Annotated in this window: 16 protein-coding genes and 1 pseudogene; 1 reads left to right on the top strand and 16 read right to left on the bottom strand. The window is 69.9% G+C overall.

The genetic code is table 11. The features are described 5' to 3' along the window. Positions 1–35 precede the first annotated feature (35 nt). From OXN85_02785 to OXN85_02710, 16 genes and pseudogenes are all read right to left on the bottom strand, one after another. Entirely contained in the window at positions 36–641 is a 606-nt protein-coding gene (locus tag OXN85_02785; protein ID MCY3598887.1) for a riboflavin synthase, read from the bottom strand. A 12-nt stretch (positions 642–653) separates the two neighbouring features. After that, positions 654–1,814: a bifunctional diaminohydroxyphosphoribosylaminopyrimidine deaminase/5-amino-6-(5-phosphoribosylamino)uracil reductase RibD gene (gene ribD / locus OXN85_02780; protein ID MCY3598886.1), complete on the bottom strand. Its 1,161-nt coding sequence runs from the start codon at positions 1,812–1,814 to the stop codon at positions 654–656. Then, positions 1,811–2,836, bottom strand: a complete 1,026-nt coding sequence (gene purM / locus OXN85_02775; protein MCY3598885.1) for a phosphoribosylformylglycinamidine cyclo-ligase — start codon at positions 2,834–2,836, stop codon at positions 1,811–1,813. Before purM ends, ribD begins: the two co-directional genes overlap by 4 nt. A gap of 7 nt (positions 2,837–2,843) precedes the next feature. Beyond that, complete coding sequence (locus tag OXN85_02770; protein ID MCY3598884.1) at positions 2,844–3,806, bottom strand: PfkB family carbohydrate kinase; 963 nt, start codon at positions 3,804–3,806, stop codon at positions 2,844–2,846. Further along, positions 3,803–5,491, bottom strand: coding sequence for an arginine--tRNA ligase (gene argS, locus OXN85_02765; protein MCY3598883.1), 1,689 nt, complete (start codon positions 5,489–5,491; stop codon positions 3,803–3,805). Before argS ends, OXN85_02770 begins: the two co-directional genes overlap by 4 nt. Next, positions 5,488–5,820 carry a zinc ribbon domain-containing protein gene (locus OXN85_02760; GenBank protein ID MCY3598882.1) on the bottom strand — a complete coding sequence of 111 codons (333 nt, stop codon included), beginning with the start codon at positions 5,818–5,820 and terminating at the stop codon, positions 5,488–5,490. Before OXN85_02760 ends, argS begins: the two co-directional genes overlap by 4 nt. 39 nt (positions 5,821–5,859) lie before the next feature. Further along, entirely contained in the window at positions 5,860–7,392 is a 1,533-nt protein-coding gene (locus OXN85_02755) for a methylmalonyl-CoA mutase family protein (GenBank protein MCY3598881.1), read from the bottom strand. A gap of 26 nt (positions 7,393–7,418) precedes the next feature. Further along, positions 7,419–7,634: pseudogene (locus OXN85_02750) on the bottom strand (acetyl-CoA carboxylase biotin carboxyl carrier protein subunit). Positions 7,635–7,929: 295 nt separating this feature from the next. Further along, entirely contained in the window at positions 7,930–9,420 is a 1,491-nt protein-coding gene (locus OXN85_02745) for an acetyl-CoA carboxylase biotin carboxylase subunit (protein MCY3598880.1), read from the bottom strand. 16 nt (positions 9,421–9,436) lie between these two features. Continuing rightward, positions 9,437–10,978, bottom strand: coding sequence for an acyl-CoA carboxylase subunit beta (locus tag OXN85_02740; protein ID MCY3598879.1), 1,542 nt, complete (start codon positions 10,976–10,978; stop codon positions 9,437–9,439). Positions 10,979–10,980: 2 nt separating this feature from the next. Then, a complete protein-coding gene (locus OXN85_02735; protein MCY3598878.1) occupies positions 10,981–12,828 on the bottom strand; it encodes an ABC transporter substrate-binding protein in 1,848 nt (615 codons plus the stop codon). A 67-nt stretch (positions 12,829–12,895) separates the two neighbouring features. Continuing rightward, on the bottom strand, positions 12,896–14,773 hold the full coding sequence (locus OXN85_02730; GenBank protein MCY3598877.1) for a 30S ribosomal protein S1: 1,878 nt from the start codon (positions 14,771–14,773) through the stop codon (positions 12,896–12,898). Positions 14,774–14,982: 209 nt separating this feature from the next. Then, positions 14,983–16,953 (bottom strand): 3-phosphoshikimate 1-carboxyvinyltransferase, encoded by a 1,971-nt coding sequence (aroA, locus tag OXN85_02725; GenBank protein MCY3598876.1) that lies wholly within the window; start codon positions 16,951–16,953, stop codon positions 14,983–14,985. Positions 16,954–16,958: 5 nt separating this feature from the next. After that, positions 16,959–17,897: a ribonuclease Z gene (rnz, locus tag OXN85_02720; protein MCY3598875.1), complete on the bottom strand. Its 939-nt coding sequence runs from the start codon at positions 17,895–17,897 to the stop codon at positions 16,959–16,961. Continuing rightward, positions 17,885–18,340, bottom strand: a complete 456-nt coding sequence (locus OXN85_02715) for a hypothetical protein (GenBank protein ID MCY3598874.1) — start codon at positions 18,338–18,340, stop codon at positions 17,885–17,887. Before OXN85_02715 ends, rnz begins: the two co-directional genes overlap by 13 nt. Continuing rightward, positions 18,337–19,476: a thiamine pyrophosphate-dependent dehydrogenase E1 component subunit alpha gene (locus OXN85_02710; GenBank protein MCY3598873.1), complete on the bottom strand. Its 1,140-nt coding sequence runs from the start codon at positions 19,474–19,476 to the stop codon at positions 18,337–18,339. Before OXN85_02710 ends, OXN85_02715 begins: the two co-directional genes overlap by 4 nt. A gap of 388 nt (positions 19,477–19,864) precedes the next feature. On the opposite strand from OXN85_02710, the gene OXN85_02705 reads away from it, so the two are divergent. Beyond that, positions 19,865–20,668, top strand: a complete 804-nt coding sequence (locus OXN85_02705) for a DUF4159 domain-containing protein (protein ID MCY3598872.1) — start codon at positions 19,865–19,867, stop codon at positions 20,666–20,668. The last annotated feature ends 7 nt before the right edge of the window (positions 20,669–20,675 follow it).

Genomic DNA, 20,675 nt, shown 5'->3' with positions numbered 1-20,675 from the left:
AGCCCTTTCTCGGTGACCATTTGAACGGGAACCGACTAATCCTCCGGGGCCGCGTGCGGTCGGAGGGCACGCGCCACGTGCTTGCCGATCAGATCCGCCTCGACGTTGACGTTCGCGCCAGCCACGAGGCGCCCCAGGGTCGTGTGGGTCCATGTATATGGGATGATGGCGAAACGCGCGATGGTCCCGGTCAGGCGGTTGACCGTGAGACTCACGCCATCGACCGCGAAGGAGCCCTGCGGCACGGTCACCCTCTCGAGGGCGTCCGGGAGTTCGATCTCGAGCAGGCCCGACTCGCCTTTCCACCTCGCCGCCGCCACGGTCCCCACCCCATCGACGTGTCCCTGTACCATGTGCCCGCCGAACGGATCCCCCGCGCAGAGCGCAGGTTCGAGGTTCACGGGATCGCCGACCCGCCACCTCCCGACCGTGGTCCGCTCCAGCGTCGCCTCGACGACGTCGACATCGAACGTCTCCTCCCCGAGAGCGACGACCGTCGTGCACACGCCCGCCAGCGACACCGAATCTCCGTCCTGGAGCCGTTCGAGAAACGGGACGCGGGCGATCGTCAGGCGAAGCCCGGTGTTCCGGCGCTCACGGCCCGCGACCTCGCCGACCGCCCGTATGATTCCGGTGAACACGAGTCCCGCCGCTCAGAGGTTGTCCAGGGTTTCCTGGAGCTCACGGTGCTCGAACACGATCTGCGTGTCCTGCCCCAGCGACTCTCGCTGCACCGGCAGCCAGTCGCCGGCCGCCGACGGCTCGAGACCCGGAAACGCCGGTACGCCATCCCGCCCGTAGAACATGGGGGCGATGAAGGCATGGATCCTCTGAATGTGCCCGTCGCGCAGCAGCGATGCGGCGACCTGCCCCCCACCCTCGACGAGTACCGAGAGCACGCCGCGGATGGCCATTTCGTTCCACACTGCGCCCAGGTCCAGCCTGTGGTCCTCACTCCGCGGGACTCCGATGACCTCCACGCCCGCATCGCGGAGCGGACCCGCGCGCGCTTCGAATCCGTCCGACTCGGGGTCGGCGAAGGCCCATACCGGCGCCTGGGAGGCCGTGCGCACGAGCTGACTCGACGTTCGGAGTCGGAGGGTGGTGTCCAGGATCGCCCGGACGGGCGGTACTCGCGGCACGACCTCTCCACGGGCCGTGAGCAGGGGATCGTCGATCTCGATCGTGTTGGAACCGATCAGGATCGCATCGTGACAGGAGCGGAGACGGTGGACCTCGTCCAGCGCCCGTATGCCGGTCACCGGCGTGCGAACGCTCTCCTCTCCGAGCTTCGCGTCGAGAGAGAGCGCGAGTTTGAGCGAACCGAAGGGCACCCACTTCCGGTGAAACCAGAGAAAGGCGGCGTTCAGCCGTTTCGCGGCGTTCTCCTCGATCCCGATTTCGACGTCCAGGCCGGCCTGGCGCAGATCCTCCGCCCCGTGGCGCGCCTCCGGATTGGGATCCCGGCAGGCGATCACGACGCGCCGCACGCCGGAGCGAATGATGGCGGTGGTGCACGGGGGTGTCAGCCCTTCATGGCGGCACGGCTCGAGCGTGACGTACAGCGTTGCACCCGCCGCACGGGGCCCGGCCTCCCGCAGCGCCATGATTTCCGCATGATCGCCGCCGTACTCCGCGTGCCACCCCGTGCCGAAGACCTGGTTCCCCCGGGCTACGACCGCGCCCACGAGTGGATTGGGCGACACGCGACCCTGTCCGCGCGGTGCCACAGCCAACGCCTCGCGCATGTGCCGCAGGTCCTCCGTGCGGCTCGGCGGAGCGCCGGCGATGGGGTCGAATCCCCGCGCCGTCATGAACTCTCCAGGTGTACCCTGCCGCTCCCCGCGACGAGTTCACCGCACAGGAAAGCCTCGCAGCCGGCGTCACGAATCTCGTCGAGCACGTCCTCGGCGTCCCTCTCGCGCACGACCGCGACCATCCCCACGCCCATGTTGAAGGTGGAGAAGAGTTCCGCCTCGTCTGCTCCGCTCTCGCGCGCGATGACGTCGAACTCGTGTGGCCGCGGCCAACGGTCGGTGCGCACCACCGCATCGATATCCCGTCCGATGACCCGGTCCACGTTCCCCGGGATTCCGCCGCCCGTGATGTGGGCGAGCGCCCGCACGCGGCCCCCATCGAGGCTGCGCTCGAGGGTCGACAGGTAACTCCGGTGAGGACGCAGGAGGACGTCCGACACGGAGCCCTCGCCCCCGGGGAAGGGGTCGTGGGCCCCGAGTCCGAGGCGGTCGAAGAAGAGGGCGCGCACGAAGCTGTAGCCGTTGGTGTGGATGCCGCTCGATGCGAGTCCGATGAGACGGTCCCCCGGCTCCAGGCTTCTGCGGGACAGCTCCGGGTAGACGATCTCGCCCACCACGAACCCGGCGAGGTCGTATTCCCCCGGCGCGTAGAAATCCGGCATCTCTGCGGTCTCTCCCCCGAGCAGCGCGCAGCCGTTCGCCTTACAGGCAGCAGCGAGTCCCGACACGACGCTCGTCACCGTGTCCGGGTCCAGCACGCCGCAGGCGACGTAATCCATGAAGATGAGAGGCCGGGCGCCTTCGACGAGGATGTCGTTGACGCAGTGGTTCACGAGATCGGCGCCCACCGTGTCGTGCCGCTCCGCCATGAAGGCGATCTTCAGCTTCGTCCCGACACCATCGGCGCTCGCCACGAGTTCCCGGCCAGGAGTCGCCCGGAACCGCCCTCCGAACGAGCCGAAGTCCGAGCTCACGGCATCCGTCCGGGTTCCCTGTACGAGCCGGGAGATCCGGGCCTTCGTCGCGCGGGCCGCCTCAAGGTTCACGCCGGCGTCCCGGTACGTCAATCCGTCGTTCATGTTTCCGTTAAGCCTCTGCTGGAACATCGAATCTCGTGAGCGTCCCGAAGCTTCGCACGCGGTCCTCCACTTCGGCCATGGTGAGAGTCACCATGCGGCGCGCGCCGAAAGCTTCGCATGCGAAGGAACCGAGCGCACAGCCGTAGACGACGGCGCGCCTCAACTCCGGTCCCGCGATCGAACCGCAGCGCGCAAGATACCCGAGCAGGCCACCCGCGAACGCATCGCCGGCCCCGGTCGGGTCGACCACATGATCGAGCGGATACCCGGGGGTGAGGAAGAACCCGTCGCGCGTGAGCAGCGCGGCTCCGTGTTCCCCCTTCTTGATCACGACGTGCCGCGGCCCCCGGCTCTGAATCCAGCGCGCGGCCCGGGCCAGATTGTGCTCGCCGGAAAGCTGTTTCGCCTCTTCGTCGTTCAGCGTGATGAGGTCGATCTTCGCGATGACCTCCGCGAGACGCTCCGGTGTCCCCTCGATCCAGTAGTTCATCGTGTCACACGCCGCGAGCAGGGGCGACTCGATCTGATCCAGCACCTCGAGCTGGAGGGCAGGGTCGATGGCGCCGAGAAAGGCCCAGGGCGCGCTTCGGAACGCGTCGGGGATCGTCGGATGGAAGTCCGCGAAGACGCCCAGCTCGGTGAACGTCGTGTCCCGCGTATTCATGTCCCGGTGATAGAAGCCGCCCCACCGGAAGCTGCGGCCGGGCCGCTGCTCGAGCCCCGAAAGATCCGCACCCCTGCCGAGGAGGAAGTCGAGCTCCTCGGTCGGATAGTCGTCGCCGATGACCCCCACGAGCTGGACCGGCGCGAACAGCGAGGCGGCGGCGCTGAAGTTGACCGCCGTCCCGCCGACGACTCCCTCCCGGTGTCCGGCCGGGGTCGAAATCTCATCGAGAGCGACGCTGCCCACGACGAGGATCGGCGCCGCCGGGGCCCGGTCATCCCCGGTGACGGGGGCACGGTACGTCACTTCGCGTCCCGGCTCATGGTCTCGGGAGCCGAGAGGCCGAGCGCGCGCAGCCCGTTGCGCAGCGTGAGCTGCACCGCACGGGCAAGCCGGATTCTCGCGGCCCGTTCCGGCACGTCCGCCAGGATTCTCTGCGCCGGGTCCAGGTTTCCCTGGTGATACCAGGCGTTCACGAGCCCCGCCGTCTCCTCCAGATAGGCGCAGACCAGGTGCGGAGCCCGCCCCGCCGCGGCGGATGCGACGACCTCTGGAAGCCTCAGGACGGACAGGGCGACCTCGCGCTCGGCCGGGGTGCCGAACGTGTCCGGGACGTCGAGAGAGGCCGGAACTTCATCGACGGCGATTCCGGCCCTGCGGAATACGCTGCACATGCGCGCATGCGCATACTGGACCTTGTAGACCGGATTCGCGTCCGACGTATCCAGCGCCAGGTCGAGATCGAAGTTGAGATGGACCTCCGCCCGGCGCATGAGGAAGAAATAGCGCGCCACGTCCGGGCCCGTTTCATCGACGAGTTCGCCCAGCGTCACGAAGCGTCCGGCGCGCTTGCTCATCCGGACTTCCGTGCCGTCGCGCAGAACCGTGACGAGCTGGATGATCAAGACCTCGAGCAAGTCCGGGTACGACAGCCCGCGCAGGGCCGCCAGCATGCGCTTCTCGTGGCCCTGGTGATCCGCGCCCCAGACGTCGATCGCGAGCTCGAAGCCGCGCCTCGCCTTGTCGAGGTGATAGGCGAGATCCGGCAGGAAGTAGGTGAAGGAGCCGTCGCTCTTGATGAGGACCCGGTCCTTCTCGTCGCCGAGGCTCGAAGTCCGAAGCCAGGTCGCCCCCTGCGAGCGGTAGATCAGGCCGCCGGTCTCCAGCGCGGCCAGGAGGCGGTCGATGGCTCCCGATTCGTAGAGCGAGCGTTCGGAGTAGTACAGGTCCATGTGGACGCCGAACCGCGACAGGTCCTCCGCCTGCTCCTCGCGGAGCAATCGTACCGCTTCGCGCCGGAAGTGCGCGCGCCGCTCGTCCGCCGCGAGCGAGGCGAGAACCTCCGCGCCAGCGGCGTCTCGAATCGCCACCGCCACGTCGCGGACGTACGCGCCGTGATATCCGCCTTCGGGAATGGCCGCGGGCCGGCCGGCCGTTTCCTCGTAGCGCGCCTCGACGGATTCACCGAGGAGTTCGATCTGCCGTCCGGCGTCGTTCACGTAGAACTCGCGCGTCACTTCGTGCCCGGCCCAGTCCAGCAGCGACGCGACCGCGTCGCCGAGCGCCGCGCCCCGACCATGGGCCACATGCAGCGGCCCCGTCGGATTGGCCGAGACGAACTCCACGTTGACGCGGAGCGCCGGCGAGGCCTGCGTCCGTCCCCAGTCGCGGCCGGCCTCGATGACCTCCGCCAGTCGCCGCCAGATGGCTGGGTCGGAGAGTCGGAAGTTCAGGAATCCCGGCCCTGCGACTTCGACCGCCGCGATCCCGGCGGCCGCGGAATCGATGAGTTCGCAGACGCGCGCCGCGAGCGCCCGGGGAGGCTGGCCCAGTCTCTTCGCGAGCACGAGCGCCGCGTTGGACGCCCAGTCTCCGTGCGTCGGATCCCGCGGCCGCTCCAGTCCCGGAGAGAAGCCCTCCGGAGCCCCGGCGGCGGCAAGGGCGGATTCGAGCGCCTCGGCGAGCCGGGTCGGCCCGGCATCACCCGTCAAGAGCCGGGGCCGCCTTCCGATGACCCGGATGGAGTGGGTTCGGACGCGGACGAAGCGGCGTCCCGGGAAGGGGACGAAGCATCGTCGGACGTCTCCGCGGCGGCGGACTTCCCGCCGTCGTCGGGAGCCTGCCGATAGTCGGTGGCGTAGAAGCCGGACCCCTTGAAGACGATGCCGCCCCCGGCCGAGATGAGCCGCTCCACCTGCTCCTCCCCGCACGACGGGCAGACGCGGATCGGGGGGTCCGACATGCGCTGGAACCGCTCGAAATCGTACCGGCAACCCCGGCATCTGTATTCGTACGTTGGCACTCGTGCCCCCGGATCCATCCGTGGAATGCCGACATGCCCGCGGAAAATGCCCCGCGGTCAGCCGGGACGGTATTCCCCCCACACGTCGCGCAACGCGTGGCTGATCTCGCCCAGAGTCACGCGGCGCCGGACGGCGTCGATCAGTACGGGCAGGAGGTTAGCATCTCCGGCCGCCGCTCGCCGGATCTCCGCCAGCGACGCCTCCACGTTCGCGCCGTCCCTCCCTGTCCTCAGCCGCGCGAGCCGCCCGCGTTGTTCGTCCGCCAGGCGGGCGAAGTCCGGCGCCTGCGGCATCTCGACCGGTTCGGCATCCGCGTGCACGTTCACGCCGACGACCTCGAGTTCACCGCTCTCGACCGCCTCCTGGTGCCGCCGGGCGGCGAGGTGGATCTCCTCGCGCATGTAGTCGATCGCCTGCACGGGGCCGCCTATTTCCTCAATGCGCGCGAGGTACTCCGCGGCGCGTGCCTCGAGGTCGTCCGTGAGCGACTCCACGAAGTGGGAGCCCCCCAGGGGATCGACGGTGTCCCCAACGCCCGTCTCGGCGGCCAGCACCTGCTGTGTGCGGAGCGCAAGGCGGGCGGCGTCCGCTCCCGGAAGCGACAACGCTTCGTCGTAGCTGTTCGTGTGCAGCGATTGCGTGCCCCCGAGGACGGCGGAGAGCGCCTGAACCGCGACGCGCACCACGTTGTTCAACGGCTGCTGGGCCGTCAGCGCGGCCCCGGAGGTCTGAGTGTGGAACTTCAGCCGGCAGCTCTCGTCCGCGGCCCCGAAACGGTCCCGCATGAGCCGGGCCCACATGCGGCGAGCCGCGCGGAACTTGGCCACCTCCTCGAAGAACAGCCGGTCGGCCGAAAAGAAGAAGCTGAGCCCGGGCGCGAAGTCGTCGATCTCCAGCCCCCGCTCGATGGCGCGGCGCACGTATTCGAGCCCGTTGGCGATCGTAAAGGCCAGCTCCTGGGCCGCCGTCGCGCCGGCCTCGCGGATGTGATACCCGCTGATGGAAATCGAGCGCCAGCGCGGCATCTCCCGGGCGCAGAAATCGAACACGTCCGTCACGAACCGAACGCTGGGCTCCACCGGGTAGATGTACGTCCCCCGCGCGATGAACTCCTTCAGTACGTCGTTCTGGACCGTGCCCCGGAGGACTGCCGGGTCGATCCCCCGCTCCTGGGCCACGCCCGCGTACATCGCGAGGAGCACGGGCGCGGTGGCGTTGATCGTCATGGCCGTCGAGACGCGCTCGAGCGGGATCTCCTCGAACAGGCTGTGCATGTCCTCGATCGAATCGATCGCCACTCCCACCCGTCCGACTTCCCCCCGCACCCTGGCGTCGTCGGAGTCGTACCCCATCTGGGTCGGAAGGTCGAAGGCGACGGAAAGGCCCGTCTGCCCGGACTCCAGCAGGTAGCGGAAACGCGCGTTCGTCGCCGCGGCCGTGCCGAAACCGGCGTACTGGCGCATCGTCCACAGCCGTCCCCGGTACATCGTGGGGTACACGCCGCGGGTGTAGGGGAACTCGCCGGGCAGCGCCGGATCCGGGTTCGCGGCGCCCGCGCGGTAGACCGGGTCGATTTCGATGCCGCTCATCGTGGAAAAGACCGGACGCCGCTCGCTCACGACGTCTCCGCTTCGAGCGTCACAAGCACCTGGTCGCGGTCCACGACGTCGCCGGCGCGAACCGCGACCCCGGCCACCGTTCCCGGTTCCCGGGCGCGCAATTCGTTCTCCATCTTCATGGCCTCGATCACGACCAGTCCATCGCCCGCGTCCACGCGCTGCCCGGCTTCCGCGAGGACGCGGGTGATCAGCCCCGGCATCGGGGCGCGCAGCTCCTCCGGTCCGCGCCCCGCCGCGGTCCGGTCGGCCAGCGCACGGAGGGTCCGGGTGCGCTCATCCTCCACCGTGACGTCGAACGTCCGGCCGCGCACGGTCACCCGCCACCCCCCCGGCGTCCGGCGCGCGAGCACGCGATGGTTCGCGCCGTCGAGGGTGAGCCGGACCTCGCCCTCCGCCAGCCACTCGAACCCGGCTTCCCGCTCCGCACCGTTCAGCCGCAGTCCGGAGGCCAGCCGCTCGACCTCGAAGCTCCCGCCGCCCACCTCGACGTGGTACTTCATGACGGTTTCACCACTCCCGACCCGCCCGCACCCAGGCCGACAGCCCGTTTCCTCTGTCACGGGGCCGCCGTGCACCGCCGGCAACGACCCGTGGCCGCTCCCGGTCGGCGAGGAGTACGGCGGCCGCCATCGCCACATCGCGCAGTCCGGGATCCGCCGTCTCTCCGAGGCCGGGGTGTTCCTCCACGTACCGGATGGAGAGATCGTTCATCCGGTAGTCGGGTTCGTCCATCACGGCGAGGTGCCACGGGACGGTCGTCTCGACGCCGCCGATGACGAGCCCTTCGAGCGCGGACCGCATGCGCCGGATCGCCGCCTCCCGATCCGAGGCGTGGACGACCAGCTTGCCGAGCAGCGAGTCGTAGTGCGGGCCGACTTCCGACCCGTTGCGGATCCCGCCGTCCCAGCGCACCCCGGGCCCCGTCGGGACTTCGAGGCGGTCGATTCGACCGACTGACGGCACGAATCCGGCGGCGGGGTCCTCCGCGTTGATCCGGCATTCGATCGCGTGCCCGCGCGCCGAAGGCGGCGCTCCGCCGCCGAGCAGGGAAAGCCCGCGGGCCACGCGCAGTTGCTGCCGGACGAGGTCCACGCCGGTGACGAGTTCCGTCACGGGGTGCTCGACCTGAATCCGCGTGTTCATCTCGAGGAAGAAGCACTCCCCTCCCTCGACCAGGAACTCGACCGTCCCCGCGCTCCGGTAGCCGACCGCCTCGGCCGCGCGCACGGCGACCTCCGCCATCCGCCGCCGGAGGGCGTCGTCGATCGCCGTGGACGGCGCCTCTTCGATCAGTTTCTGGTGTCGTCGCTGGATCGAACACTCCCGCTCACCGAAGTCCACCGTCCGCTCGTCGTCGGCGAGCACCTGGATCTCGATGTGCCGGGGGGCACGCAGGAAGCGCTCCGCGAACACGCGTCCGTCACCGAAGGCGGCCTGCGCTTCCCGGGTCGCCCGCCCGAACGCTCCCTCCATCTCCTCCGCGTCGGAGACCACGTGCATGCCCTTGCCGCCCCCTCCCGCCGCCGCCTTCAGGAGGACGGGGAATCCGATCCTGTCGGCCTCGCGGACGGCCTCCCGCGCCGAAGCGAGCGGATCGCTGCCCGGGATGACGGGGACTCCGGCCCGCACCATCCGCGCCCGGGCCCGCGTCTTGTCGCCCATGACTTCGATCGCCTCGGCGGGAGGTCCGACGTGGACGAGCCCGGCGGCCTCGACCGCGCGCGCGAAGCCGGCGTTCTCGGCCAGAAAGCCGTACCCCGGGTGGACCGCGCCCGCCCGCGTCTCCTGCGCGGCGGCGAGGAGCCGGTCGATCGACAGATAGCTCTCCGCGGCGGCGGCCCCGCCGATCCGGACCGCCTCGCCCGCAAGGAGCACGTGGGGGGCCCGGCGGTCCGCGTCGGAGTAGACCGCGACCGTCCCGAGGCCCTCCTCGTGGCAGGCGCGGATGACCCGAACCGCGATCTCGCCGCGGTTCGCGATCAGAACCTTGTCGAACATCCGGCCTCGGCGGGGATCACAGGGGGATGTTGCCGTGCTTCCTGGGCGGGTTGCGGTCGCGCTTCTCGGCCATGGCCTCGAGCCCCGACACGAGGCGCGCGCGCGTCTCGCGAGGGTCGATCACATCGTCGATGAACCCGCGCTCGGCGGCGAGGTAGGGGTTGGCGAACTTCGCCCGATACTCCGCCTCGAGTTCGGCCGTGCGCGTCACGGGATCCTCGGCCGCGGCGATCTCGCGCCGGAACAGGACCTCCACCGCGCCCTTCGCGCCCATCACCGCGATCTCCGCGCTGGGCCAGGCGAGGTTGAGGTCGCCCCGGATGTGCTTGGACGACATGACGTCGTACGCACCGCCGTATGCCTTGCGCGTGATGACGGTGAGCTTCGGCACGGTCGCCTCGCAGTAGGCGAAGAGGAGTTTCGCGCCGTTTCGGATGATGCCCTCGTGCTCTTCCCTCAGCCCCGGAAGAAAGCCGGGCACATCCTCGAAGGTCACCAGCGGCACGTTAAACGCATCGCAGAAGCGGACGAAACGCGCGGCCTTGATGCTCGCATCGCTGTCCAGGACGCCCGCGAGGACCGCGGGCTGGTTGCCGATGATGCCCACGGCGTTCCCGCCGAGCCGGGCGAAGCCTGTGATGATGTTGCGGGCGTAGTCCTCGTGGACTTCCATCAGGCTCTCGGTGTCGACGACCCGGCGGATGATGTCCAGCATGTCGTACGGGAGCTTCGGGTCGTCGGGCACGATCTCGAGAAGCGCCTCGTCGGCCCGGTCCGGCGGGTCCGTCGTCTCCCGCCACGGCGGCGATTCCTGGTTGTTCGAGGGCAGGTAGGACAGAAGGCGGCGCACGGCGCCGAGCGCCTCGACTTCGGTCGCCGAACGGAAGTGGGCCACGCCGGATCGGCTCGCGTGCACGGCTGCGCCGCCGAGCTCGTCGAACGTCACGTCCTCGTGCGTCACCGTCTTCACGACGCCGGGGCCCGTGATGAACATGTGGCTCACCCCGTCCACCATAAACACGAAATCCGTGATGGCGGGGCTGTAGACCGCCCCTCCGGAACACGGCCCGAGGATCGCGCTCAGTTGCGGGATCACCCCCGAGGCCAGCGTGTTTCGGAGGAAGATGTCCGCATAGCCGCCGAGAGAGGCGACCCCTTCCTGAATCCGCGCGCCGCCCGAGTCGTTGATGCCGATGAACGGGGCGCCGTTCCGCGTCGCAAGGTCCAGCACTTTCACGATCTTGCCGGCGTGCGCTTCCGACAGCGACCCCCCGAAGACCGTGAAGTCCTGGCTGAACACATAGACGATTCGTCCGTCGACGCGGCCGTAGCCCGTGATGACCCCGTCGCCGGGGATGCGCCGGTCGCCCAGCCCGAAGTCGGTGCAGCGGTGCTCGACGAAGCGGTCGAACTCCACGAAACTCCCCTCGTCGAGGAGGATCTCGAGGCGCTCCCGGGCCCCCAGCTTGCCGCGCTCGTGCTGCCGGGCGAGCCGGTCCGGATCCCCGCGTGCCGTGCGCTCGGACCGGGCCTCGAGTTCGGCCAGCTTCTCCCGCATGCTCACCGGGCGCTCACCCCTCCCACCCGGCGGCGCGCTTCCGTGCGCAGGGTGTCCACGCGCAGCGAGTCGCGCGGGGCAAAGGGTGACGGCGCCGCACGCACCTCGGCCAGCCAGGCGAGGAGTTCCTCCCTGTCCGCCGCCACGGGCGAACCGTCGACGAGCATGCGGACATCCGTGGCACGCCACACGACGGATCGCCCGGCTTCGGGGCGCAGGCGGCCCGTCACGCCCTCGACTTCCGGCCCCGACTCGAGGTAGGCCGCGAGCGCAGCCGGGATCGGCAGCCTCGCGCCGTCTAGGGCGGAGAGCACGAGGAGCGCCGCATCGTGCGCCAGAGCCGGCATAATATTGTCCCGCAACGTCTTTCGGTATCGTCTCTCATAGTCTGCGACAAATCGCCGCCACGGCGTGCCGGGGCTGACGCGATCCGTGGCAAGACCGATCACGCGATGGTCCGTCGCGAAGGGTTCGAGGCGCCGCAGCGCGGCCGGTTCGGCCCAGGCTTCGCTCCCCATCACGATCACGTTGTACAGCCCGTAGTAGAAGAGCTGAGGCGCGACGGCGAGAACACCGGAAGCGGACGCCGCCGGCGCGAAGACGACATCCGGCTCCGAGGCCGCGACAGCCTCGATGGGTACCTGAAACGTCGTGAGCCCGGGATCGTATCGTTCGTGCCCGACGAGCAGGCCGCCGTACTCCCGGATCGTTCGCGTGAACGCGTCTACGGCGCCGCCGAGTCCAACCCCGTCCGGCTCGAGAACGGCGACGCGCCGGAGCCGGAGTTCCTCCAGCGTCCAGCGCGCCAGCTCCTCCGCCACATCCGAGGCGCGCGTGCCCACATCGTAGAGCGTGTAGGTCGCCGGGGCGGGTCTCAGCACGTCGGTCGCCGTGGGGCTGATGATCGGCAGCCTCGGATTCCGGCGCGCCCGGGAAGCTGCGGCGAACGACTCGGAGCGGAGGGGACCTACGATCGCGATCACGCCACGTCCCTCGAGCGAGCGTACGAGGCCCGCCGTGTTCTCCGGGTCCGATTCGTCATCGAGGACGATGAGTTCGACATCGAAGCCGGCCGGGCGCTCGGCGAGGTACCGCTCGACCGCGAGTTCGATCCCCTCGCGCAGCACCTGGCCAACCTCCGAGAGGTCGCCGGTGAGCGGCAGGATCGCACCGATGCGCGCGGCGCCGTCGCCGAGATCCGTCTCCGTCCCCGCGATCAGCTCCGCCGTGACACGTTCGGGTTCGGCGGGTTGCCCTTCCAGGATGCGAGCGGCCAGACGCCTCGCCTCGTCACCCTCCCCCTCTATGGCGAGGAGGCGGCCGAGTTGTGCATGAACGATCGCAGCCGCGGTGGTCTCCGGCGGGAAAGCCTCCGTCAGCGGACGCAATTCCCGGATCGTGAGGGCGGAGGTTAACCGGCGGAGATCCTCCGCACCGACCGTCTCGAGGCCTCGCGGTGTGGAGAGGATCGCGGCGACCGCCTCGGACTCGCGACTCGTGTCCGAGAGGATCCGAACGAGTCGCTCCAGGGTGGCCGTTTCCAGGGAGGCGGCAGGCGCCCGCGCGAGAAGCATGCCATAGCGATCCGCCGCGGCGCCCGGCAGCCTCTGCGCCTCCAGCGCCCGGCCCGCCACGGAGAGGGCGCGGTCCGCGAGCGCGCGGAAGGGTTCGATCCCACGCCAGGCGGCGTCGAGGGAATCCCCGCGCGCCGCGGCTGCCGCGTATCGCCCCTGCTCGTAGTCGGCCTCGGCGAGGCGGAGCTGGGCGGCCGCTCCTTCCGGGTCGACCGCGCTCGCCGCGGCGGTCTCGATGGGTGGGTTGCCGGCGATGAGTGCACAGCCCGCGGCCACGACCAGCGCGGCGCTGCAGCCGAGGGCTACGCGCCTCCGCGCTGCTCTTTGCCGCTCGTGGAAGGGGCTACTCCCCTGCCTCACCACCGGAATCGGACTGCTCCCCCTCGTCCGTGTCATCCGCCGCGGAACCGGACTTCGACGCCGCCATGTTCTCGTACTCTACCTCGTCGGCGTCGTACGGGACATCCGGCGCGTCCACGACGGCGAGAACGATGCGACGGTTGATCGGATCCGTTTCGAGTACGCGCAGCTCCAACCGATGCCCCTCGTCGAAGTGCTCAGCGGGCTCGGCGGTCGGCGCCTCCACGCCGAGCTGCGAGATCGGGACGAACCCTTCGAGATCGCTCCCGAGGTCCACGACGACGCCCTTCTCGAGCAACCGCGTGATCGAGCCCGCCACTTCCCGTCCCGGCTGGTACGCCTGCGCGAGCTGATACCACGGGTCTTCCTGCACTTGCTTCAAGCCGAGGGAGATCCGCTTCTGGTCGGGATCGATCGAGAGCACGACGACATCGACCTCCTCCCCCTTGCGGAGCACCTCCGCCGGATGCTGCACCCGCCGAGTCCAGCTCATGTCGGAGATATGGACGAGGCCGTCGATTCCGGCCTCGACCTCCACGAAGGCGCCGAAGGAGGTGAGGTTGCGGACGAGTCCGCGGATCTTCGTCCCCGGCGGGTACTGCGCCGGAAGCGCCAGCCACGGGTCCTCCTCCACCTGCTTCATTCCGAGCGAGATCTTCTGCGCGTCCTCATCGACGCGCAGCACGACGCATTCGACCTTGTCGTTGATGCCGACCAGTTGAGAGGGATGTCGGACGTTGCGGGTCCACGACATTTCGGAGATGTGGACGAGGCCCTCGATGCCGCGCTCGAGTTCGATGAAGGCACCGTAGTTCGTGATCGAGACGACCCGGCCCAGCACACGTATCCCGACAGGGTATTTCTCGGCCACGTTCTTCCAGGGGTACTCCTGAAGTTGCTTGAGGCCGAGCGAGATTCTCTCCCGGTCCCAGTCGATGTCGAGGATCTTGATCTCGAGCGACTGGCCGATCTCGCACACTTCCGAGGGATGGCCGATACGACCCCAGGACATGTCGGTGATGTGGAGGAGGCCGTCCATGCCGCCGAGGTCGATGAAGGCGCCGAAGTCCGTGATGTTCTTGACGATCCCGGGGCGCACGTCGCCCACCGACAGCTCCTTCTTGAGCTCCTCGCGCTTCCCCGCCCGCTCTTCCTCGAGAAGGACGCGACGGCTCACCACGATGTTCCGCCGGCGCTTGTTGAGCTTGAGGATCTTGAAGTCGTACTCGTCGCCCAGAAGGTCGTCGACGTTGGGCACGCGGCGAAGCGCGATCTGGGACCCGGGAAGGAAAGCGTCGACCCCCATCAGGTCGACCGTCACGCCACCCTTGATCTTCCGCTTGATACGCCCCTGCACGGGACGGTCGTTGTCGAAGGCGTCCTTGATCTTCTCCCAGACTCGGAGGAAATCCGCCTTCTTCTTCGACAGGACGACGACGCCTTCCTCATCCTCGAGGCTCTCGAGGAGGACATCGACGGAGTCGCCCAGCTGAACTTCGTCCGGGTCCGAGAACTCTTCGAGCGGGACTGCGCCTTCAGACTTGAAGCCGACGTCGAGGATGATGTCCGTCTCGGTCTTCCCGATGACCTGCGCGGAGACGATCTCGCCCTCCGTGATGCGACTGAGCGTGTCCTCGTAGAGCGCGTAGAGTTCGGCGTACTCCGCCTGGTCGTGCTGCGAGTCGTCCCGGGGGTCGGCATCGAGATCCAGATCGATGGCACTCGGCTCGAAGGCGGCCGGTATCGCGGCGGCGACTTCCGTATCTGCCGGAGCGGGGTCGGCGACTTCCGTCAACGCATCCGTCGTCTCGGGGATGTCGGTCTCGGGGACTTCGGTCTGAGGGTTCGTGTCGTCGGGCATAGGGAATCAAGCTCCCGCGCGGGGCCAACCGTGCCTCCCGCCGGGCCTCGTGGCAAAAAAGAATCGACCTCAACCGAGCTTCACCATCTCCGCCCAGCCGCCGGCCGATCCCCTGGTGTCGGGTTTCCACAGGATCCGGCGCGAAGCGCCACTCTTTCCGCCACCGGTCCTCGAACAGTAGGCCAACTTAGATTCAGGCCGCGAAAGCGTCAACGGAAAGCGGAAGCCGCAAGCTCCAGGATCGCATCCACGACCTGGTCCGGAGGCATGGAGGTCGTATCGATCTCGATGGCGTCGGGAGCTCGCCGCAGCGGGGACAGCGGACGCGAACGATCCAGTCGGTCGCGCGCCTCGAGACGCCGCGTCTCGCGCTCGACGTCGTCCTCCGTGAAAGGCGCGCCGCGCTGGCGCAGTCGACGCCGCGCCCTCTCGCCGGCTTCCGCCACGAGGAAGATCTTCAGATGCGCGCCGGGGAAGACCGCCGTACCGATGTCACGTCCATCGCAGACGATCTCGTGCCGGCGGCCCGCCCGGCGCAGCCGCTCCAGGACGACCTCCCGAACCGCCGGAAGCGTGGAAACGGCAGACACCCGCGCGGTCACCTCGGGCGATTCGAGCTCCGAGCCCGGCCGCCTGCCCTCCACGGATACGTCGAATCCCTCGCGCGCGGGGGCGAGATCGATGTCCAGCCCGGGTACGGCGGCCTCGATTGCCGGGCCGTCCTCCGCGATGCCCCGGTCGAGGGCCCAGCGGGTGATCGCCCGGTAGAGCAGCCCGGAGTTCACATGCACGAAGCCGAGTCGCCGGGCCACGCTCCGTGCGGTGCTGCTCTTGCCGGAGGCGGCGGGCCCGTCCACCGCGATCACCCGCCCCGCCGGAGCGGAACGCGCCCCGCGGGCCCTGCGCCGGAACGGCTCGATCGCCTCCCAGAAGTCCGGATACGAGACGTCCGCGCACGCGCGGTCATCGATCCGCAGATCGGCATCTCCCGCCGCGTCGAGGACCCCGAACGCCATCGCGATCCGGTGGTCGCCCCGCGTCTCGACGTCGCCGCGCAGCCGCCCGGCACGGCCCTCGATCGTGAGCCCGTCGGGCCTTTCCTCCACGGCGACCCCGAGCTTCCCGAGCGTCCGGGCCAGAACGGCAAGGCGATCGCTCTCCTTCACACGCAGCTCCGCGGCGTCGCGGATCTCGGAACGCCCCCGCGCCCGGGCGGCGAGGACGGCGAGGAGCGGAATCTCGTCGATCACGCGCGGAATCAGGTCGCCGCCGATCGAGAACGCCCGCAGACCGTCCGGGGGATGGACGGTCCACGTCTCCACTCGTTCCCCGGCCTGGGCAGGCGCGGGGTCCCGGTCGACCGCGGCCCCCATCTCCTCGAGTACGGAAAGAAAACCGATGCGACCGGGGTTGGCCGCCACGGCCTCCACCCTCACCGGGCGACCGGCGAGGAGCGACGCCCCGATCAGGAAGGCGGCCGAGGAAGGGTCGCCGGGCACGGTCATGCGGAGACCCGCGAGCTCACCGTCCCAGCCGGAGGGGTCGAAGCTCACGTCTCCCGCTCCCATCCGCCCGGGATGGAATGCGAGCGGCACGCCCATCCCGGCCAGCATGCGTTCGGTGTGGTCGCGCGAGAGGGCGGGCTCGCTGACCTCGACGCGTACACGGGCCAGCACGCCGGCCAGCAGCACGGCCGACTTGACCTGGGCGCTGGCGACCCGGCCGCGGTGGCGCAGCGCCCGCAGCGTCCCGGTGGCGCGCCCGCGGAGCCGCACGGGAAGCCGCTCCGGCTCTCCCTCGTACTCGATCCGCGCCCCCATGGCCTGCAGCGGATAGATGACGCGGCGCATGGGGCGGCCGCGAAGCGATGGATCGCCATCCAGGATCGCCGCGATGCCGGAACCCGCCAGGATCCCGGCGAGCAGGCGTGCCGTCGTCCCGCTGTTCCCGCAGTCGAGCCGCGGAGCCGAGCCGGGGTCGAGGCCGCCGCCTGCGCAACGGATCGTGAGGCCGCGTCCTTCCTCCGTGCACTCCACCGCGGCGCCAAGCCGCTGCATCGCCCGCACGCTCGCCCGCACGTCGGCGCCGTCCGAGAGGCCGCGCACTACGGAAGCCGACGAGGCGAGGGGCGCGATGAGCGCGGCGCGGTGGGAGATCGACTTGTCCCCGGGTACGCGCACGCGGATCAAGGGTCCGGATCCCCCGCGTCCGCGTCATCGAAGGAGACCTCGGTGGACCAGCCATCGCGCGCGAGTTCCGCCCCGGGGAAGACGGCGCGCGCCTCTTCGAGCAGTTGCGCCGGCCGCTCGGCGTAGCGGGCGCTGACGTGCGTCAGCACGAGTCGCCGCGCGCCCGCCTCGCGCGCGACCCGGGCTGCGTCCGCGGCGGTGGAGTGGCCGGTGTCCCGTGCCCGACCCTGCTCCTCCTCGGTGAAGGTTGCCTCATGCACGAGGAGGTCGGCGTCGCGCGAGATCCGGACCGTTTCGGGAGAGGGGCGCGTATCCCCCGTGTACACGACCTTCCTGCCCGGACGCGGAGGACCCACGAGTTCCGCGGGACGCACGCGCCGGCCGTCCGCGAGCTCCACGCTCTCGCCGCGGTGGAGCTGGCCGAAGAGCGGCCCTTCCGGGACGCCCATCTCGCGGGCGGCCGCCACATCGAATCTCCCCGGGCGATCATCCTCGATGAGGGCGTATCCGAGCGAGCGCCGCGTGTGCTCGGTTGCGAAGGCTTCCACTCGAAAGCCATCGCCCTCGACCGCCTCCCCCGCGCGGAGTTCGTGGACCGTCGCCTCGAACGCCAGGCGGTCCCCTCCCAGATCCCGGAGCGCGCGGAGCGTCTCGCCCGCCCTGTACGGGGCCCAGATGCGGAGCGGTTCGACGCGCCCTTGGAGGCTCATCGTGCGGAGCAGGCCCGGCAGCCCGAGGTAATGATCGGAGTGGAGGTGCGTGATGAGGATGTCTCCGAGGGAAAAGCCCACGCCGTAGCGCATCATCTGCCGCTGCGTCCCCTCGCCGCAGTCGAGGAGAAACAACCGCCCCTCGCGCTTCAGTGCGAGCGACGAAACGTTCCGCGACACCGTCGGCCGCGAGGAAGCCGTTCCGAGAAACGTCAGTCGGAGGATGGCGCGACTCCTTCGGGCGCGCCGAGGCGCGCGATCAGTTCCGCGTCCGAAATCCCGGCGAGTGTGGCGCCGTTCAACTCCACCGCCGGACGATGAGCGCTGATGCAGCGCAGACGGAGGCCCACGGTACCCGCCGCGCTCCCTCCCTCCGCCCAGACCGGCCCCCTCCCCTGGGCAAGCCAGATCGCTCCGCTGCCGTCGACGACCCGGCGTTCCGTCGACGTGAGCGGTCGTCCGGCCTCCCACAACGCGCGGAAGGCCTCGTCATCGAGGTCCGGCAGGGCCAGCCCGGCGGGAAGCGCCGCGCGCCGGTCCGCCACCTCCGGGTCGTCGCAGACGAAGTAGCCGAGACCGAGGCCGGACGGCGCCCGGCCCGCGTCGTACAGCATCCACGCCGCGCCCTCGATCCGGCCCGACCGCCGCGGCCGGGCGCCGCCGGTCATGCCGCCCCCCCGCCGTACACGCCGTGCGTCACCGTTTCTCCGCGGGGAGCGGCGGTCTCACGACTCGCCAGCGCCTCCCCGGCGGCCCGCTCGATCTCCGCCTCCACCTCCCGCTCCACCGATGCGAGCTTGCGGAGGTTCCGCTCACGCAGGTTGCCGGCGCCGGCGACTCCGAGGTCGATCCCCGCCAGGTACTCCTCATAGAGTCCGACCGGATCACGCCGCCCCCAGTATTGGAACAACTCGCGCGAAAAGGTGGCCCGGGCCTCGCGCACGTCGTGCGTCGCGTGCCCTCCCATGCGGAAGGTGCGCGCCTCGATGAGTTGCGGCCCCTCCCCCCGCCGGCAGCGCTCGGCCGCCACCCGCGTGGCCGCGTAGACCTCGAGCACGTGGTTCCCGTCCACCGATGCGGAGGGAATCCCGTACGCCGCGCCCCAGTCCGAGAAGTCGGGCGGCACGTGGTGCTGGTCCAGCCGTGTCCCCAGCGCCACCTGGTTGTTCTGGATGATGAAGATGATCGGCAATCTGAGCGATGCCGCGAAGGCGAACGCCTCGTGCGCCTCGCCGTGCTTCGTCGCACCGTCCCCGACCCAGGTCAGCGCCACCCGTGGTTCTCCGCGGATGCGGAAAGCGAGGGCGAACCCGTTCATGACGGTCGACAGCGTCGCGACCATGCTGATGGGCGGACACACACCGTAGCGCAGGTCTCCCAGGTGCAGGTCCCGCCCCTCCGCGGGGGCGTCCGCCGTCCCGAGGTACGTGCGGAACACTTCCGCCATCGGCATGCCCATCTCGTGGGTCGCTCCCTGGTTGCGGATCATGGGCCCCACGATGTCGCCGTCGGAACCGCGACGGTCGAGGGCGTTCACGGCCCCCACGGTCACGGCTTCCTCGCCGGTCCCGAGCCACGCCTTCGAGATCACGCCCTGTTTCACCCACCTCGTGAGGGCGATGTCGCTGAGGCGGAAGCGAAGGAGTCCCCGGTACAGCGCGATGTGCGCGTCGGGAGGCAGCGCGGCGATCTCCCGCGCGCGGGCGTCGTCCGCCCGGATGCGCGACCGGTACTCCTCCAGGAGATCGGGATCGGGCTGCCAGGAGACGTACTCAGGGGGGTCGTAGGCCGAGTATCGACGCATCGTCCAGGTCCTCGTGGTCCGGCAGGCCGGAAAGCGGCCCGTCGCGCGCACATCCTAACAGTCCGTGGCAAAACCCCGCTACGTTCGAGCGGCGCTGCACCTCGCCTGAACCGCTGCACTCTTCGTCGCTCCTCGATCACGTAGCGCTGCTATGCTCCCTCGTCGCTCCTCTCCCCAGAGGGGCCCCCGCCGAGTGCTTCACCGCTCTCGGCGCTGACGCGGGGTTTTGCCACGGACTGCTGAGCCTTCGCCCCGGGGTGCGCGAACCGATAAGCTACCTGCCCATCGTCGACCCGCGGCGTGGCCGGATCGGCGGGAAGACGGGTGAGACACGGTGCGGCCGGCGGGCCGCGCCACGCGACCGAGGCGCCACGATGAACGCAGGCAAATGAAGCCCTGCCGCCGCTGCAAGTGCAACGTGCCGGACGCGACGCGAATCTGTCCGCACTGCCGGACCATGCAGCGGCGCGGCGACCGCACACCGCAGATGGTGATCGGCTTCGTTACGGTCGCAGCCGCCGCGTTGGCCGCGCTCGGCTCCTGTCCGAGCCTCGCCGGTCAGCCGCCGGGCGTGTCGCAGCAGACGGAGCCGCCGACGATCGCACGCCTGCGCTACGACGGCGGGGGCGACTGGTACGCGAATCCCTCGAGCCTCGACAACCTTCTCGAGCAGATCCGCCTCCGGACCGGGATTCCGGTCGCCGACCGGCCCGCGGAGGTGGGCGCCGCGGATCCCGACCTCGCCGACCACCCGTACCTGTACGCGACGGGACACGGCAACATGTCCTTCACCGCGCTCGAGATCGAACGCCTGCGCGCCTACCTGTACGGGGGCGGCTTCCTGCACGTGGACGACAACTACGGCCTGGACGAGTCCTTTCGACGGGAGATCGCCCGCCTCTTCCCGGACATACCCCTCGCGGAAGTGCCGCTCGAGCACAGCATCTACCGGATCTTCTACGAGATGCAGGACGGCCTCCCCAAGATTCACGAACACGACGGGAATCCCGCACAGGGGTTCGGCATCTTCCTCGATGGCCGCCTCGCGGTCTACTACAGCTTCGAATCCGACCTGGGGGACGGCTGGGAGGACGAGGGCGTGCACGGGGACACGCCCGAGGTGCGGGAGTCCGCACTCCAGATGGGCGTGAACCTCTTCCTCTACGCCCTCTCCGCCACCCCGGCCCGCTGACGGACCG

It is taken from the genome of Candidatus Palauibacter australiensis (assembly GCA_026705295.1).
Classification (GTDB): Bacteria; Gemmatimonadota; Gemmatimonadetes; order Palauibacterales; family Palauibacteraceae; genus Palauibacter; species Palauibacter australiensis.
The sequence above is the reverse complement of the archived record's forward strand: the minus strand, read 5'-3'. Positions and strand labels throughout refer to the sequence as shown.

What these genes read in the sequence shown, in the direction of transcription:
- OXN85_02740 (MCY3598879.1), bottom strand. Translation starts at nt 10,978, where the DNA reads ATGCGGGAGAAGCTGGCCGAACTCGAGGCCCGGTCCGAGCGCACGGCA.
- purM (MCY3598885.1), bottom strand. Translation starts at nt 2,836, where the DNA reads ATGAACGACGGATTGACGTACCGGGACGCCGGCGTGAACCTTGAGGCG.
- OXN85_02710 (MCY3598873.1), bottom strand. Translation starts at nt 19,476, where the DNA reads ATGCGTCGATACTCGGCCTACGACCCCCCTGAGTACGTCTCCTGGCAG.
- OXN85_02705 (MCY3598872.1), top strand. Translation starts at nt 19,865, where the DNA reads ATGAAGCCCTGCCGCCGCTGCAAGTGCAACGTGCCGGACGCGACGCGA.
- OXN85_02755 (MCY3598881.1), bottom strand. Translation starts at nt 7,392, where the DNA reads ATGAGCGGCATCGAAATCGACCCGGTCTACCGCGCGGGCGCCGCGAAC.
- ribD (MCY3598886.1), bottom strand. Translation starts at nt 1,814, where the DNA reads ATGACGGCGCGGGGATTCGACCCCATCGCCGGCGCTCCGCCGAGCCGC.
- OXN85_02745 (MCY3598880.1), bottom strand. Translation starts at nt 9,420, where the DNA reads ATGTTCGACAAGGTTCTGATCGCGAACCGCGGCGAGATCGCGGTTCGG.
- OXN85_02730 (MCY3598877.1), bottom strand. Translation starts at nt 14,773, where the DNA reads ATGCCCGACGACACGAACCCTCAGACCGAAGTCCCCGAGACCGACATC.
- OXN85_02715 (MCY3598874.1), bottom strand. Translation starts at nt 18,340, where the DNA reads ATGACCGGCGGCGCCCGGCCGCGGCGGTCGGGCCGGATCGAGGGCGCG.
- OXN85_02760 (MCY3598882.1), bottom strand. Translation starts at nt 5,820, where the DNA reads ATGGATCCGGGGGCACGAGTGCCAACGTACGAATACAGATGCCGGGGT.